The sequence below is a fragment of the Streptomyces tibetensis genome (genome assembly GCF_040647715.1).
Taxonomy (GTDB): Bacteria; Actinomycetota; Actinomycetes; order Streptomycetales; family Streptomycetaceae; genus Streptomyces; species Streptomyces tibetensis_A.
On sequence record NZ_JBEZCR010000022.1, the window covers coordinates 1 to 14,371 of the forward strand.

The 14,371-nt window shown below is 70.6% G+C and carries 14 protein-coding genes; 8 read left to right on the plus strand and 6 right to left on the minus strand.

What is annotated here, in order from left to right; translation table 11 throughout:
- Nucleotides 1-8 precede the first annotated feature (8 nt).
- Entirely contained in the window at nt 9-806 is a 798-nt protein-coding gene (locus AB0B29_RS36510; protein WP_362246954.1) for an ABC transporter permease, read from the plus strand.
- 24 nt (nt 807-830) lie between these two features.
- On the opposite strand, the gene AB0B29_RS36515 is transcribed toward AB0B29_RS36510, so the two are convergent.
- The 3 genes from AB0B29_RS36515 to AB0B29_RS36525 form a co-directional block, all read right to left on the minus strand.
- Nucleotides 831-1,199 carry a hypothetical protein gene (locus AB0B29_RS36515; protein WP_362246846.1) on the minus strand — a complete coding sequence of 123 codons (369 nt, stop codon included), beginning with the start codon at nt 1,197-1,199 and terminating at the stop codon, nt 831-833.
- Between the two features lie 271 nt (nt 1,200-1,470).
- Entirely contained in the window at nt 1,471-2,676 is a 1,206-nt protein-coding gene (locus AB0B29_RS36520; RefSeq protein ID WP_362246848.1) for a glycoside hydrolase family 64 protein, read from the minus strand.
- A 90-nt stretch (nt 2,677-2,766) separates the two neighbouring features.
- Nucleotides 2,767-3,366 (minus strand): DUF998 domain-containing protein, encoded by a 600-nt coding sequence (locus AB0B29_RS36525; RefSeq protein ID WP_362246850.1) that lies wholly within the window; start codon nt 3,364-3,366, stop codon nt 2,767-2,769.
- Nucleotides 3,367-3,504: 138 nt separating this feature from the next.
- On the opposite strand from AB0B29_RS36525, the gene AB0B29_RS36530 reads away from it, so the two are divergent.
- The 5 genes from AB0B29_RS36530 to AB0B29_RS36550 all read left to right on the plus strand — a co-directional run bounded on the left by AB0B29_RS36530 (nt 3,505) and on the right by AB0B29_RS36550 (nt 7,798).
- Nucleotides 3,505-4,503: an inorganic phosphate transporter gene (locus tag AB0B29_RS36530; RefSeq protein WP_362246852.1), complete on the plus strand. Its 999-nt coding sequence runs from the start codon at nt 3,505-3,507 to the stop codon at nt 4,501-4,503.
- A gap of 19 nt (nt 4,504-4,522) precedes the next feature.
- Complete coding sequence (locus tag AB0B29_RS36535; RefSeq protein ID WP_362246854.1) at nt 4,523-5,197, plus strand: hypothetical protein; 675 nt, start codon at nt 4,523-4,525, stop codon at nt 5,195-5,197.
- 124 nt (nt 5,198-5,321) lie between these two features.
- Nucleotides 5,322-6,152 (plus strand): PP2C family protein-serine/threonine phosphatase, encoded by an 831-nt coding sequence (locus AB0B29_RS36540; protein WP_362246856.1) that lies wholly within the window; start codon nt 5,322-5,324, stop codon nt 6,150-6,152.
- A 60-nt stretch (nt 6,153-6,212) separates the two neighbouring features.
- Nucleotides 6,213-7,214: an MASE1 domain-containing protein gene (locus AB0B29_RS36545; RefSeq protein ID WP_436845971.1), complete on the plus strand. Its 1,002-nt coding sequence runs from the start codon at nt 6,213-6,215 to the stop codon at nt 7,212-7,214.
- Nucleotides 7,215-7,300: 86 nt separating this feature from the next.
- Nucleotides 7,301-7,798: a molybdenum cofactor biosysynthesis protein gene (locus AB0B29_RS36550; protein WP_362246860.1), complete on the plus strand. Its 498-nt coding sequence runs from the start codon at nt 7,301-7,303 to the stop codon at nt 7,796-7,798.
- 15 nt (nt 7,799-7,813) lie between these two features.
- Here the strand turns inward: AB0B29_RS36550 and AB0B29_RS36555 are convergent, their stop codons facing one another.
- The 3 genes from AB0B29_RS36555 to AB0B29_RS36565 all read right to left on the minus strand — a co-directional run bounded on the left by AB0B29_RS36555 (nt 7,814) and on the right by AB0B29_RS36565 (nt 10,888).
- A complete protein-coding gene (locus tag AB0B29_RS36555) occupies nt 7,814-8,473 on the minus strand; it encodes a YceI family protein (RefSeq protein ID WP_362246862.1) in 660 nt (219 codons plus the stop codon).
- 190 nt (nt 8,474-8,663) lie between these two features.
- A complete protein-coding gene (locus AB0B29_RS36560; RefSeq protein ID WP_362246956.1) occupies nt 8,664-9,476 on the minus strand; it encodes a transferase in 813 nt (270 codons plus the stop codon).
- Nucleotides 9,477-9,622: 146 nt separating this feature from the next.
- Nucleotides 9,623-10,888, minus strand: a complete 1,266-nt coding sequence (locus AB0B29_RS36565; RefSeq protein ID WP_362246864.1) for a glycosyltransferase family 4 protein — start codon at nt 10,886-10,888, stop codon at nt 9,623-9,625.
- 216 nt (nt 10,889-11,104) lie between these two features.
- Here AB0B29_RS36565 and AB0B29_RS36570 point away from each other — a divergent pair, with 216 nt between their 5' ends.
- Together AB0B29_RS36570 and AB0B29_RS36575 are read left to right on the plus strand one after the other, a co-directional pair.
- A complete protein-coding gene (locus AB0B29_RS36570; RefSeq protein ID WP_362246866.1) occupies nt 11,105-12,823 on the plus strand; it encodes a VanW family protein in 1,719 nt (572 codons plus the stop codon).
- A gap of 116 nt (nt 12,824-12,939) precedes the next feature.
- Nucleotides 12,940-14,328: a Tat pathway signal sequence domain protein gene (locus AB0B29_RS36575; RefSeq protein WP_362246868.1), complete on the plus strand. Its 1,389-nt coding sequence runs from the start codon at nt 12,940-12,942 to the stop codon at nt 14,326-14,328.
- The last annotated feature ends 43 nt before the right edge of the window (nt 14,329-14,371 follow it).

The following is a 14,371-nucleotide window of genomic DNA, read 5'->3' on the forward strand; positions in this document are numbered from 1 at the left end:
AACGCCCGATGAGTTCCCTCGGCCTCGCGCTGCGCGACTCCTCCACCATGCTGCGCCGCAACCTCCTGCACGCCCGGCGCTACCCCTCCCTCACCTTGAACCTCCTGCTCACCCCGATCATGCTGTTGCTGCTCTTCGTGTACATCTTCGGCGACACCATGAGCGCCGGCATCGGCGGTGGGGGCGATCGGTCCGAGTACCTCGCGTATCTCGTCCCGGGCATCCTGATGCTGACCATCGGCGGTACCACGATCGGCAGCGCGGTGTCCGTTGCCATGGACATGAACGAGGGCATCATCGCCCGCTTCCGCACCATGGCGATCCACCGCGGGTCGGTGCTCGTCGGGCACGTCCTCGGCAGCGTGCTGCAGTGTGTGGCGAGTGCTGTGCTCGTCGGGGCCGTGGCGGTGGCGATCGGGTTCCGGACCACGGACGCCACCGTCCAGGAATGGATCCTGGCGGTCGGGCTCCTGATCCTGGTCTCCCTGGCGCTCACCTGGATCGCCGTCGGTATGGGTCTGGTCAGCCCGAACGCCGAGGCGGCCGGCAACAACGCGATGCCGCTGATGATCCTTCCGCTGCTGTCCAGCGCCTTCGTACCGGTCGACGCGATGCCGGGCTGGTTCCAGCCGATCGCCCGGTACCAGCCGTTCACCCCGGCCATCGAGACCCTGCGCGGCCTGCTGCTCGGCACCGACATCGGTCACAACGGATGGCTGGCGGTGGTCTGGTGCGTGGGGCTGGCCGTACTCGGCTACCTCTGGTCCACGTCTCTCTTCCATCGCGGCCCGAAGCAGGCACGGTGAGCCCCACTGCCAGGGCGGGCAGGATCAGCTGCTGCGGGTGAACACCTTGTTGCGGGTGGAGCCACCGGCGCACAGCGTCTTCTCGTCGGCCGTCATGGAGCGGGACTTGACCACGACCGCGCTGTGCTTGCCGTCCGTGCCGTTCGGAGCCGGGCCGGTGACGGTGTCGGGCACGAACCAGTAGTAGTGGCCCCACTCACCGAGATAGGCCTTGCCGAGTTGCGGGGCATTGAAGCTGCACTTGCCTTCTCCGGAAGCGCAGTCGGCCATGATCTGCTCCGCGGTGGGTTGTTCCCCGGCCGCGGCCGGCACGGCCGTCGTGATCAAGCCCAGTGCGGTCGCCGCCAACACGAGCGTGCGGCTGCCGTACCGCAGGGTGTGCTTCATCGTCATCGTTGTTGCCTCTCGGTGGTGCGTGGGGGGAAAGCGGCCACAATGACCCTTGTTCCGGCAGGGCTTGCGGTCACCCGTGATGCCCATGAGGCTCATGTAATCGACGGTCCGGCTACACCAAGGAATGGCAAAGTTGTAATTGATTTTCACAACTGATGAACAGCCAACTTGGTTTCGACGACGCGACGTTGATCACGACGTCGAGCGCGTTCACGCGAACGGCCGCTGGTGCCACGATCGGTTCGTGGCACCAGCGGCACGGAAAGACAGATCAGTTGAGGGGGTCGAGCGTGAGATAGGCCTGGCGGGGGTTGCCATCGTGGACGAGCGATTCATGGTGACCGACGTCGTCGAAGGCGAAGGCGTAAGCCTTTCCGTCCGCCATCTGGGCGTGGATCTTGCGCGCGTAGTGGTTGGTGACGTTGTCCTTGTAGAAGTCGGAGGCGCCGGCATCGGGCTGGTTGGGATTGACCAGCAGGGTGGAGCGGTTGAATCCGGCACACAGCGTGCGGGAGATCGGGCCGCGCACCTGGTCGTTCGGGGCGTCGAGCCGTCCGTGGCAGCCGAAGACGGAGGAGGCGTCCGGCTTCTGGAAACCGGTGACGACCGCTCCGGTGCTGTCGGTGAAGTTCATGACGCCGCCCGAGACCCGGCCGTAGAACTTGGTGCCTGGCCGATCGGCGAACGGGGTGACCGTCAGGGGCGTGGTGGCGTACCTCTGCCAGACGCGGTTGATGTAGTCGTCCATCACGGTGGCCGGCAGAGCGCCGGTCTCCAGACCGTACAGCGGCGACAGGGCACGCAGCACGGTGCCGTCCGGACGGGTCTGGATCAGGCCGGCCCAGCCTCCGGGCTGCCCCCTGAGGGCGTTGAAGAAGCCGTTGTAGCCGCCGGCCTTGAGCCGTCCGGTGCTCGCGGTGCTGCCGTCGGCTCGCTGCACTCCCACCGCGTAGGGAGCGGAGAACATGTCGACCTGTGTGCTGTTGATCCACAGGCCCGAGTCGTTGAGCGTGTACTCCGACCAGTTGAACAGGATGTTCCGGTTGGGGTCGGTCGGATTCTGCACGGCCGGCTGGACCAGGCCTCCGGTGGTGAGCTTGAAGACCAGTTTCTGGCCGTAGGAGAAGTACACGCGTCCGGAGAACTTCGGCATGCGGATCGTGGCCGACTGCCCTGCCGCCGGGCCAGGGATCGAGGCGTCGGGAGCGGGAGTCGGCGGGTTGCCGCCGGCCGGCCAAGGGTGGAAGGTGCCGCCTGCGTCGGCCCACCCCTGCCGTCCGGTCGAGAGGTCCGTGCCGAGGTTGTAGACGTACACCCGGTCGCCACGGGCCGAGTTGTTGGTGATCTTCAGAGGGATCGTCGCCGGAACGGCGGCATGGGCCGGCGCACCCGTTCCGGTCGCCAGCAGTGAGCCGGCGAGGACCGTGGCCAGGGACGCCCCCGCGGCTGTGGCCCGGCGCCTGAGAGTTCGCAACACGCTCTGCCTCCGTTCGACGGTCAATTGTTCTGAGAGCGCTCTCAGAGTTGCGCCTTGGTCCGTACCTGTCAACACATCGGGAGCACTCGATCAGCCCGGGCACCCGTCGCGCAGGGACCCCCGCAGGCAGGAGACGACGACCACGAAAGGCCAGACCGACTGGAGGGTCGTCACGGCGCGCTCGGCGACCCCGGCCACGCCGTGGAGGTGCAGCTCGATCAGGAACCAGGTCGCGCCGGCCGCCATGACGGCCGTCGCCCCCAGGGAGGGAAAGGGGCGCAGGGCCCACGGCACGGCGGCACCGGCCCGGGCGGCCAGCACGGGCCATGCCGCCAGGACGGCGAAGCCGACGGCCGCGTCCGAACCGTGGCTCAGCGAACCACCGCTGCTCGGCGCCGGGACGACGGCCACCGCGAGCGCCGACACACCTCCGGCGGCCAGGGCCATCCGTCCCGCCGTCGCCGCCGGGCGCAACCCCCAGGCCGTCAGCAGGTGACAGAACCCCAGGGCGACGAACGCCGCCGTCATCACCCAGGACCCCGAGTTTCCGGGAGCCGCCAGGACGCTGATCGTCTGGGCGGCGGGGTCGTACGGGGAGCCCTGCAACGCTGCCGCCAACACCCAGCCCATGATCAGGAAAACCGGGGCGAACCCCGATGACGCCAGCGCCCATGTAGGTACAGATCGCATCAAGACACCGTAAAGCTGGGCATCCCTGTCAGTGCGTTCCGTCCCGGGGGCCGCCTCACGTGGCGTAGTCGCACAGCCCGCTCCGCCCTGGAGGCGCACGATGGAACCGTGCGGCCGGGTGTCGAAAGGTGATCGGGCATGGAGCTCACTCTCGTGGTGCTGATCATCGTCGTGGGTCTGACGTTCGACTTCACCAACGGCTTCCACGACGCCGCGAACGCGATCGCCACCTCGATCTCCACCAGGGCCCTGACGCCCCGCCTGGCGCTGGCCATGGCCGCGGTGATGAACTTCTGCGGCGCCTTCCTGGGCACCGGGGTCGCCCAGACCGTCGGCAGCGGCATCATCGGGGCGCCCGAGGCGACCTCGGGGCTGCTGCTCGTCCTGTGTGCGCTCCTGGGCGCCATCGGCTGGAACGTCTTCACCTGGTGGCGGGGGCTGCCCACCTCGTCCTCGCACGCCCTGATCGGGGGGCTGGTCGGTGCCGCGCTCGCCGCGTCCGCCACGGTGCACTGGTCGGGGATCCTGGACAAGGTCGTCCTGCCGATGCTGCTGTCCCCGCTGGTCGGCGTGGTGCTGGGGTACCTCCTGCACACGGGCATCCTGTGGGTGTTCCGGCGTTCGGCACCTCGGCGCACCATGCGGCGCTTCCGTGCGGCGCAGAGTGTCTCGGCAGCCGCCATGGGTCTGGGGCACGGGTTGCAGGACGCGCAGAAAACCATGGGGGTCATCGTGCTGGCGCTGGTCACGGCCGGCTGGCAGGAGGACTTCTCGGTGCCGGTGTGGGTCATCGCCGCCGTGGCGATCGCCATGGCGGCCGGTACGTACACCGGGGGGCGTCGCATCATCACCACCCTCGGGCGGCGCATCGTGCACCTCGATCCGCCGCGCGGGTTCGCCGCCGAGACCGCGGCCGCGGCGGTGCTCTACACGACCGCGTTCCTGGTGAAGGCGCCGATCTCCACCACCCAGACGATCACCGCGGCCATTCTCGGTGCCGGCGCCACCCGGCGCTTCTCCGCCGTACGCTGGCAGGTGGCCCGTTCGATCGGTACCGCCTGGATCCTCACGTTTCCCGGCGCGGGGATCCCGGCAGCGGCGCTCTATCTGCTGCTGCACGCCGTCACCGGTCTGTGATCACATCCGGAGGCCGTCCATGACCGCTCTTCCCGGCCGCCGGAGGTCCGCGCAGTCGCCCGCCGGGGCACCGGACGGCCTCCCGTCACCCGGGCGCTTCGCCCATCTGCACCCGGAGGACGGCGCCTGTCTGATGGAGGCCGCAGCGCTGCTGTCCTCCGGCCGGTTCACCGACAGCCCGGCCGGGGCGCATCCGGCGCTCGCGGCCCTGGCGCGCGTCGTCAACGACAGCGTCGGTGACGGTGCCCGGCACGCCTTGTGGCCACTGGCCGCGGACCTCGCGGACGCCCACCCCTCGGGCCGTGCCTTCGCACCGGTGCTGGTCGGCACGGTGGTCGACGCGGCGCGCCTGGTGCGCCCCTCGTCCCGGCCGCTGGCGCGGTACGGCCGTGCGTGCCGCCGGAGGGCGGACAGAGTCACCCGGGCGTCAGTGGGAGGTGCGGCAGCCCGGATCTGCGATCTGCTGTGGTGGCGCGGGCCGGGGCGTCGGCACCTGGAACACGCTCTCCGGGTGCTGTGCGCCGCCCCGGACGCCGAGCAGCGGCTGTCCGGGGTGTTGCGGCAGGCCGTGGCCCAGGCACGGGAGCACCCGGACGAATGGGCTCCGGGCAGGGAGGTTTCCCGCAACCGTCAGGCCCGAGGGGAGCGGTGGGGCGGTCGCAGGGATGCCGGGGCCTCACCGGAGGGGAGCTGAGAGCTCCCGGGAGCCCTGAAGTCGTCGCGGCGACGTTCGCCTGAGTATCATCCTATGGACGCAAATAGGGTGATTTGCCTTCTCGGGTCGTCCCCTACCGTGGCCACCCCCGCCGGAGTGAACCATGTCCCGCACCGGCACGACGGACGACGGCGACGAGCTGCTGACCAGGCTCGGGGCACTGACGGCTCAGGCGCGTGCGCAGGCCGAGATGCAGAGGTCCCGGGTCGAGCTGGCGATCGCACTGCAGCGCGGCATGTTGCCGCGCGACCTGCCCACGGCCCGCCGGCTGCATCTGGCCGTGCGGTACGCGCCCGCGTACCGGGGCCTCAACGTGGGCGGCGACTGGTACGACGCCTTCACCCTGGGCGACGGCCGGATCGGTCTGTCCATCGGCGACGTCCAGGGCCACAACATCGAGGCCGCCGCCTTCATGGGGCAGGTGCGGGCCGGGCTGCGGGCCCTGGCGTCGGTCACCAGCGATCCGGGCGAGGTGCTGGCGCGGACCAACGATCTGCTGGTGTCCCTGGGCTCCGACCTCTTCGCCACCTGCACGTTCATGCGGCTCGACCCGTGTGCCGGGGTGCTGGAGAGCGCCCGGGCCGGGCATCTGCCCTGCGTCTGGGCGACAGCGGACGGGAAGTCCGGGCTCACCGAGGACGAGGGCGGGCCGCCCCTCGGAGTGCAGGCCGGGACGCGCTACCCGGTCACCCGGTACGAGCTCACCACGGGCGGGGTGTTCGTCCTGCTGACGGACGGTGTCGTGGAGGGGCCGTCCATGCGGCTGGAGGAGGGCCTCGACCAGGTGACCCGCCTCGCGGGCATCGCCGCCGTGGCGGGCATGGACGTGGACGCTCTCGCGGCCGCCGTGATCAAGGGCGCCGAGCGCGTGGGGCACGACGACGACGCCGCCGTCCTGGTGGTCGGTCTCGACGGGCCGGACGCTCAGCCATAGGGCGGCACGACGGCCGCTCCCGCCTCGCCGAGGCCTCGGCTCCGGTGTCTCATGGCTGCTGTGGTGGGTAGCCAGGATCTGCGTACGCCGGTCGTCGTCGCTCTGCAGACGCTGGCCGTCGCCGCCTGCTACTACGTTTCCGCGCAACTGGGGCTGCTGCGGGAACTCGTCGTCGAGGGCGCGGTCGTCACGCCCATCTGGCCCCCCACCGGCGTCTCCGTGGCTTGCCTGCTGCTGCTCGGACTGCGCTGCTGGCCCGGGATCGCCCTGGGCGCCTTCTTCGTCATCCTGTCCCTCACCTCCCTGACACCGTCGTCCCTCTGCGTCCTGGCGGGCAACACGGCCGCCCCCGTGGCCGGGTACCTGCTGCTCCGGCGGGCCGGCTTCCGCACCGATCTCGCGCGGCTGCGGGACGGTCTCGCCCTGGTCTTCCTGGGTGCCTTCACCGCCATGCTGATCAGCTCGACCACGGGCGCCGGCATCCTGATCGCCACGGACCGGATCGAGTGGCCCGGCTTCTGGGCGGTGTGGCTCGCCTGGTGGGTCGGTGACGCGATGGGCGTGCTCATCGTCACGCCGGTGCTGCTCCTGCTGTCCCGCGTGCGCTTTCCGTTACCCCTGTCGCGCTGGAAGGAGGCCGCGGGGCTCGCGGTCATCGCCTGCTACCTCGTGCCGGTGGCCGCGCACAGCTCGATCAGTCTGCTGTTCCTCGTCTACCCCCTGCTGATCTGGGCGGCTCTGCGCTTCCAGCTGGCGGGCAGCCTGCTGTGCGCGCTGTTCGCCTCGGTCATGACCACGGTGGCGGCGACCGACCGGGTCGGACCGTTCGCGCGGCTCAGCCGGGTCGAGGTGATGATGAAGCTGCAGGCCTTCAACGGGGCGATGGCGCTCACGGCCCTGATCCTCTCGGCGGTGATCACCGAGCAGATCTACACACGACGCTCCGTGGAGCGCGCCTGCCAGGAGCTCGTCGAGGTACTGGAGCACCTCACCGCGGGCGAGACGGCGGACAGCCGGACACCCCTGGAGGACGGCGGGCTCGCGCGACAGCAGGAGGAGTGATTGCCGGCCCGCTGATCCCGGGGACCTCGGGTGTCCGCAAGGTCCCGCCCGCCCCCCGACGCCGGGCACGTCCTAGGCTGGGCGGCATGACCCAGGTCGAGGTGCTGCAGCTGCTGGTCTCGCCCGCGCACCGGCTGGCCGGTCGGCCGTCCGACGGCCCCTCACCCGGCCCGTCCGACGAGCGCGTCACGCGGGTGGAGGTACGTCGTGGGCTGGGGCTGGTCGGCGACCGCTACTACGCCCGGCCCGCCCACCGCAACGCGGCGGTGACCATCATGGCCTCCGAGGGACTCCCGGCCGACGCCGATCTACGGCACACCCGGCGGAACATCCTGCTCGGCGGCGTCGACATCGACTCCTGCGTCGGTTCCACGATCGCACTCGACTGCGGTACCGGGCCGGTGCTGTTCGCCGTGAAGCGTCCCGCGCGACCCTGCGCCTGGATGGACGTGACCATCGGCCCGGGCGCGCAGCGCGCCCTGCGCGGCCATGGCGGTGTGCGGTGCACGCCGCTGAGCGACGGGGTGCTCGTGCTCGGCCCGGCCACGTTCGGGGTCGTGGCCGGGGCCGACGCGGAGTCCTGAGGCGCCCTGGGGCGGTCAGCCGCCCGACGGTGGCGTGCGGATGGCAGCGATGTCGAGCTGCAGGCGCACCTTCTCGCTCACCATCGCGCCGCCCTCGGCCAGCCTGCTGTTGTAGGTCAGGCCCCAGTCCGAGCGGTTGATCGTGGTCGTGCCGTCGAAGCCGACCCGGTCGTAGCCGAAGGGGTCGGTGACATTTCCGATGTACGTCATGTCGAGTACCACCGGGCGCGAGACGCCTTTGATGGTCAAATCGCCGGACATGCTGAACAGGTCGGGGCCCGCCCGCTCCACTGCCGTGCTGGTGAAGCGCATCCGCGGATAGGTCGCGGCGTCGAGGAAGTCACGGCCGACCAGATGCGCATCCCGCTGTTCCACGCCGGTGTCGACGCTGGAGGTGAACAGAGTGATGTCGGCCCGTGACCGTGCGGGGTCGTGCGCGTCGAAGTAGAGGCGACTTTCGTACTCCAGGAAACAACCGCGCACGGTGGTCACCATGGCATGCCGGACGGAGAAGCCGATCCTGCTGTGCGCGGGGTCGACGACCCATTCACCGGACAGATCCGCCAGGTGAGGGTCCGGCAGCACGGCAGTGGAGGATGCCGGTGCGCCGGTGGGGCGCTGTGGGGGGAGCGGCGTCTGCCGACGGGACGGCACAACGCGGTTGAACAGGTTCATGGTTCATCTAGGTACTTGAGTTTGCTTATAGCCGCAAGTCCCCTTCCGTTTTGCGACTGTTGAGAACGAGCCCCTGCCCCCTTTTGCCGTTGCTTCGCACAAAATCCACACACGTCTGTCGCGGCGCATCACCGAAACGGCCATCCGAAACTCCAGGAATTTTCATTTCGGGCATTTCGGCGAATCGGTCTTACGTCACCTCTATCGCGAGGTCGTTGTCGACGGTGTAGTAAGGGCGGAGGCTGTGGCCGTCCGCCTCGATCGGCGGGTAGACGTACACGTGCTTGCGGTCCGCCACGTCGTCGAGCAGCCGGCCGACCCTGACGGGCCGTGCCTCGGCGGTGGGACGGACGAAGACGTCCCAGATCCCGGTCGTTCCTGCGCCCTCTCCGGTCAGGTCCCCGGGACCGGCGGTGAAGGAGAAGCCCCTGCCGTCGCCGTCGAACCGGGGGACGAGGGTGCGTACGGTGTCGGTGCCCCGCAGGCGCAGACGAACGGTGGCGTCCTCGTGCAGCTCGGCACCGTGCAGGCGGGCCGTGACCGTCATGGTCCGGTCCGTGAAGTCGATGCCGCGGGCCTCCGCGTGGGCGGTGCGCCGCCATGTCCGGAGGGCGAGGAAGCCGTCCTTCGTGGCGTACGGGATCCGGACCGCGACCGGCGAGGGGCGCTCTCGCAGGTGACCGTCGACGAGGGTGCGCAGGTCGCGCAGGCCGGGGCGCAGCCGTCGGCGCTCGGCACCGGTTTCCGGCAGCAGGTAGACGTCCCAGCGGCCCTCGTCGAGGACCGGGCGTGGTTCCAGTACGGCGTGCCGGTGGCCGTCGGCCCGGTCGGTCTCCAGATCGAGGACGTGGACGGTCGTCTCGGGCAGGCCCTTCTTGGGCCGCAGCCGCAGGAGCAGCCGGGGGTGTGCGGCGGAGGTCGGCGGCAGCCGGAAGGTGATCCGGCCGTCGGCGTCGATCGTGCAGTGAGCCCGCGGGTGGGTGTCGTGCGGCGCGCTCGGCATCGCGCTCCCCCCGGCGCCCTCGTGCGGCGCGCTCGGCATCGCGCTCCCCGGCGCGCCCGCGTGCGGCGCGGCCGGCATATCGCCCCCGTGCGGCGCGCTCGGCGGCGTGCCCTCGTGGGTGGGGGTCGGCTTGTCCTCCGGGGTGCTCATCGGCGTCCCTTCCGTATCGAGCGCAGTACGCCGGTGGCGGCGGCATGGGCGGCGTCCCGGGCCGCGTGACCCCGGCCGACCAGGGGGCTGCGGGTGCGATGGTTCTGCGGGGTGGCCGAGGCGCCGGTGCTCTTGGCCGCGGCTGCGGTCTCCAGCAGGCCTTCGGCCTGTGCGACGACGGGGCCGGGCGCGAAGCGGCGCGCGTTGTCCAGAGCGGCCCGGCTCATGCGGCGACGGCGCTCGTCGTCGCCGACGAGTTCCAGCAGGGCAGCGGCGAGCGCGTCACGGTCCCCGACCGGGACGAGCCGGCCGTCGGTCCCGTCCTCGATGATCTCGCCGGGACCGTAGGGGCAGTCCGTGCTGACGACGGGCAGCCCGCAGCGCATGGCCTCGACGATGGTCATGCCGAACGGCTCGAAGTTGGAGGCGGCCGCGCCGATCGATCCCTTGGCCCACTCGGCCTCCATGGGGGTGGCGGCCCCCATCAGGAACACGTTGTTCCACAACCCGAGCCGCTCGATGAGCCGGCGCAGGTTGGCCTGCTCCTCGCCTTTGCCGTAGATGCGCAGCTGCCAGTCCGGGTACGCCGCGGCTACCTTGGCGAACGCCTCGATGAGGAGGTCGTAGCGCTTGACCGGCACCAGGCGGCCCGCTGCGATCACCACCTTGGCCGTGCTGTCCGCGGGCGGCAGTCCGGGGTCAGGGACGCTGTTGGGGAGGGCCTCGACGTGGACGCCGGGCAGCCACATCTTGCGCCGGTAGGCGGCCGCGTCCGCTTCCGTGACCGTGGTGATCACGTCGAGCCGGCGATAGGCGCGTCGCAGGGCGGTGCGCAGCCGCGGCGAGTGGTTGTCCAGCGTGAGGTGCTCCTGGCCGACCCGCAGGACGTGCTGCGGGGCCTGGCGGGCGATGTGCACGTTCAGGCCCGGGCGGGTGCCGATGACGACATCGGCGTCGAGCCGTTCGAGGCACTCGCCGATGCGCCGGTCGGTCAGCTCGCTGTACTGGTGGTGACGGTACTCGGCGGGCGGGAACACCTTCGCCGGTCTTTGGTGCAGCGGGTCGTCCGCCTCCTTGCGCAGGTCCACCAGCGCCCGCAGCCGCACTCGCGGGTCCAGGACGAGGTGGGGGCGTTCCCGGTGGCGTAAAGCGGAGACGATCTCCACGTCGTGCCGCTCGGCCAGGGCCCCGGCCAGGTTGAACGTGGTGGTGATCGTGCCTCCGATTCCGTAGGCGTTGTGGATCAGGAAAGAGATCTTCATGGTGGCCTAGACCGTGCCGACGCCCCGTTCGTTGTTCGCCGTTATCACTCTGTGGCCGGGCCGGGCGGGAGGGCCGTATTCGCCGATTCGGAATGATCTCGGACATAAGTGGTCTGGGCCATATCGGTTTGCCCCTGATGTGTGGATAGCTTGATGTGTTTGCCCGCGCATCGTCGCGTCCTCGGGTGCACCCTCGTATCGATCTTCAGGAGACCCATGCGCCCCCGCACACCACTTGTCCCGCGCATCACCTCCCTCCCGCCCGTCGCCCTGGCCGGCGGCGCGCTGGCCGTCGGGGTCGGCGGTCTGTATCTCGCCGGGCTGGTCCTCACGGGCGGCCACATCGACTCCGGCACGACCGTGCGCGGGGTGGACATCGGCGGGCTGAGCCGCGCTGAGGCGGTGGCGAAGCTGGAACGGGAGCTGGGTCCGGCAGGTACCCGGGAGCTGTCCGTGAAGGTCGGTGAGCGCACCGGCAGGGTCGTGCCGGAGCGTGCGGGCCTGTCCTACGACGTCCAGGAGACCGTCGACCGGGCAGCGCGCACCGGCGCCGATCCGTTCAGCGTGTTCGGCGGGTTCTTCCGCTCGGGTGGGGACATCGAACCGGTCGTACACCTCGACGAGGGCAAGGCCCGGGCGGCACTCGGGCAGCTGGCGAAGGGGCTCGACCAGAAGGTCAGGGACGGTGCCGTGGACTTCGACGCGGGGCGCGTGAGGACCGTCGCACCGCGGACGGGCTACGCGCTGGACGTGAACGCCGCGGTCGAGCCGCTGCGCGAGGCCTTCCTGCGGGGCGGCACCGGTACGGCCACTCCCCTGCCCGCCCGCGAGACCCGGCCGAAGGTCACGGCCGACGAGGTACGGCGGGCGGTGCGCACCTTCGCGGAACCGGCCATGTCGGGCCCCGTCACGCTCACCGCGGCCGGCAGGCGGTTCGCCGTCGGCCCGGACACCCTGGGCGAGCATCTGACCATGCGGCCGGACGGCAGCGGCAGGCTCGGACCGCAACTCGACGCGAAGGGCCTGCGCGCCGAGCCCGCCGTGGCCGGCCCACTGGACGACATCACCACGACCGCCGAGAACGCGAAGCTACGGGCGGAGGGCGACAAGGCAGTGGTGGTCCAGGACGCCACGGTGGGTCGGTCGGTCGGCGACAAGGCGCTGGGCAAGGCCGTACTGCCCCTGCTCACCGGATCGGGCGCCGACCGCAGTGGTGAGGTGGAGGTACGCCGGACCCAGCCGGAGGTGACACGCGAGAACGCCGCGCGGCTGGGGCTGACGGAGACGATGTCCTCCTTCACCGTCCACTTCGAACCGGCCGAGTACCGCACGAAGAACATAGGCCGGGCCGTGCAGCTCATCAACGGCTCCGTGGTCCAGCCGGACGAGACCTGGAGCTTCAACCGGACCGTCGGTGAGCGCACCAAGGCCAACGGCTTCATGGACGGCATCATCATCCTCGACGACAAGTTCACCAAGGCCGCCGGCGGCGGGGTCTCGTCCGTGGCGACGACCGTGTACAACGCGCTGTTCTTCGCCGGGGTCAAGCCCGTGGAGCACGGAGCGCACTCGTTCTACATCGAGCGCTACCCGGAGGGCCGCGAGGCGACGGTCGCCTGGGGCAGCCTGGATCTGCGGTTCACCAACGACTCCGGCAAGGCCGTCTACATCCAGGCCGAGTCCACCGACACCTCCGTCACCGTCTCCTTCCTCGGCACCCGCACGTACGACGAGATCAAGTCCGTCACGGGTCCGCGCACCGAGGTGAAGCAGCCGGAGAAGAAGGTGAGTCACGACAAGGAGTGCGTGCCACAGACACCGCTCGAAGGCTTCGACGTCACCGTGGAGCGGGTCTTCTACGACGACGGCCGGGAAGTGAAGCGGGAGCCGTACCGCACCCACTACACCCCGCGTGACGAGATCGTCTGCGAGTGACCCACTCCCCCCTCGCCCTGCTGCGCAACTCTCCCCTCCGAACCAAGCGTTGACCCCGCCCCGGAGCGCCAGCACAATGAGCGGCCATTGGGTGAGAGCGCTCTCAAGGGAGATTCATGACTGGCAGACAAGGCCCGGCTCTCAGTCGGCGTTCGCTGATCGGTGCCGGACTCGGCGTCAGTGCCGCAGGGCTCACCGCCGCCTCGGATCAGGCTTTCGCGGCCGGCTCCACCGGGTCCCGCCCCGCATCGGCCCCGGCCCGGGGGCGCGCCTTTCTCGCCGCCGCCATGGACGCCTACCAAGAGCACGGCGACCTGCGCCTGACGCAGAGCTACACCGACCAAGCCGGACTGTTCAGCACCGCGTTCACCTACGACAACGCCCTCGCGCTCCTGGCCCACCTCGCGGCCCGGACCCCGGCCGGCCTGACCAGGGCCCAGGCGCTGGGCGACGCCCTGCTCCACGCCCAGCGTCACGACCCGACGTACGACGACGGCAGGCTCCGGCAGGCCTACAACGTCGGGCCGTACACCTTCTACGACGGCTCACCCCAACCCGACGGCTTCGTACGGGCCGACGGCACCGCCAATGTCGGGACGCAGTTCGGCTTCACCGGAACGGCCGTGGGCGACATGGCCTGGGCGGGCATCGCACTCGGCGCCCTGGCCCGCCGCACCGGGGCGCGGCGCTTCCTCGACGGTGCGGTGCGGATCGGCGAGTGGATCGAGCGGACCGGCCGGACCGACGAACCCCTCGGCGGCTACAAGTTCGGGGTGGACGGGGCGAATCAGAAGCTGCCGTTCACCTCGACCGAGCACAACACCGACCTGGTCTGCCTGTTCGGCCGCCTCGCCCGGCTGACCGGCGACCGGGTGTGGCTCGAGCGGCGCGGCCGGGCCGAGGCGTTCGTGCGCCGGATGTGGGAGCCCTCCGGGGGTTTCTTCTACACCGGCACGAACGACGGTGTGACGGTCAACAAGTCCCCGGTTCCGGAGGACACCCAGACCTGGACCCACCTCGCACTGGACTCCCGCCGCCACTCCCGGTCGCTGGACTGGGCCGTGGCCGAGCTGGCCGTCCTGGACCACTCCGGGCGCACGAACAGCACGGTGCCCGCCGGGCAGTCGTACGAGGGGGTCACCTTCAGTTCGGCGAGTCTCCTGGCGAACGAGGACGCCCCGATCGCCGACGGCCAGCCGCGGCCCGACCGCAACGGCGTGTGGTTCGAGGGAACGGCGCACCTCGCGCTCTCCCTGCGCGATCGTGGGGCGCGTGGCGACGAGGCGCGTGCCGGGCGTCTGCTCGCCTCGATCGAGCGGGCGCAGGATCTCCTGGGCGACGGACAGACCGTCGGGGGGAAGGCCCTGCCCGGGCGCAGCGGGGTCGTGTCCGCCAGCAGCCCGCTGGATACGGGCTTCGGTTTCGGTTACTACCCGTACCGGCACACCGGGGCGACGGCCTGGTACCTGATGGCCGCGGCCCGTTTCAATCCGCTCCGGGTGTGACGGAACAGCCCGGTCCGCCGTGGTGAGCGGCGGACCGGGCCGG

Excerpts from the sequence above, each read along its gene's own strand:
- AB0B29_RS36510 (WP_362246954.1), top strand. The coding sequence starts at position 9 with ATGAGTTCCCTCGGCCTCGCGCTGCGCGACTCCTCCACCATGCTGCGC.
- AB0B29_RS36515 (WP_362246846.1), bottom strand. The coding sequence starts at position 1,199 with ATGACGATGAAGCACACCCTGCGGTACGGCAGCCGCACGCTCGTGTTG.
- AB0B29_RS36525 (WP_362246850.1), bottom strand. The coding sequence starts at position 3,366 with ATGCGATCTGTACCTACATGGGCGCTGGCGTCATCGGGGTTCGCCCCG.
- AB0B29_RS36530 (WP_362246852.1), top strand. The coding sequence starts at position 3,505 with ATGGAGCTCACTCTCGTGGTGCTGATCATCGTCGTGGGTCTGACGTTC.
- AB0B29_RS36535 (WP_362246854.1), top strand. The coding sequence starts at position 4,523 with ATGACCGCTCTTCCCGGCCGCCGGAGGTCCGCGCAGTCGCCCGCCGGG.
- AB0B29_RS36540 (WP_362246856.1), top strand. The coding sequence starts at position 5,322 with ATGTCCCGCACCGGCACGACGGACGACGGCGACGAGCTGCTGACCAGG.
- AB0B29_RS36550 (WP_362246860.1), top strand. The coding sequence starts at position 7,301 with ATGACCCAGGTCGAGGTGCTGCAGCTGCTGGTCTCGCCCGCGCACCGG.
- AB0B29_RS36555 (WP_362246862.1), bottom strand. The coding sequence starts at position 8,473 with ATGAACCTGTTCAACCGCGTTGTGCCGTCCCGTCGGCAGACGCCGCTC.
- AB0B29_RS36560 (WP_362246956.1), bottom strand. The coding sequence starts at position 9,476 with ATGCCGAGCGCGCCGCACGACACCCACCCGCGGGCTCACTGCACGATC.
- AB0B29_RS36565 (WP_362246864.1), bottom strand. The coding sequence starts at position 10,888 with ATGAAGATCTCTTTCCTGATCCACAACGCCTACGGAATCGGAGGCACG.
- AB0B29_RS36570 (WP_362246866.1), top strand. The coding sequence starts at position 11,105 with ATGCGCCCCCGCACACCACTTGTCCCGCGCATCACCTCCCTCCCGCCC.
- AB0B29_RS36575 (WP_362246868.1), top strand. The coding sequence starts at position 12,940 with ATGACTGGCAGACAAGGCCCGGCTCTCAGTCGGCGTTCGCTGATCGGT.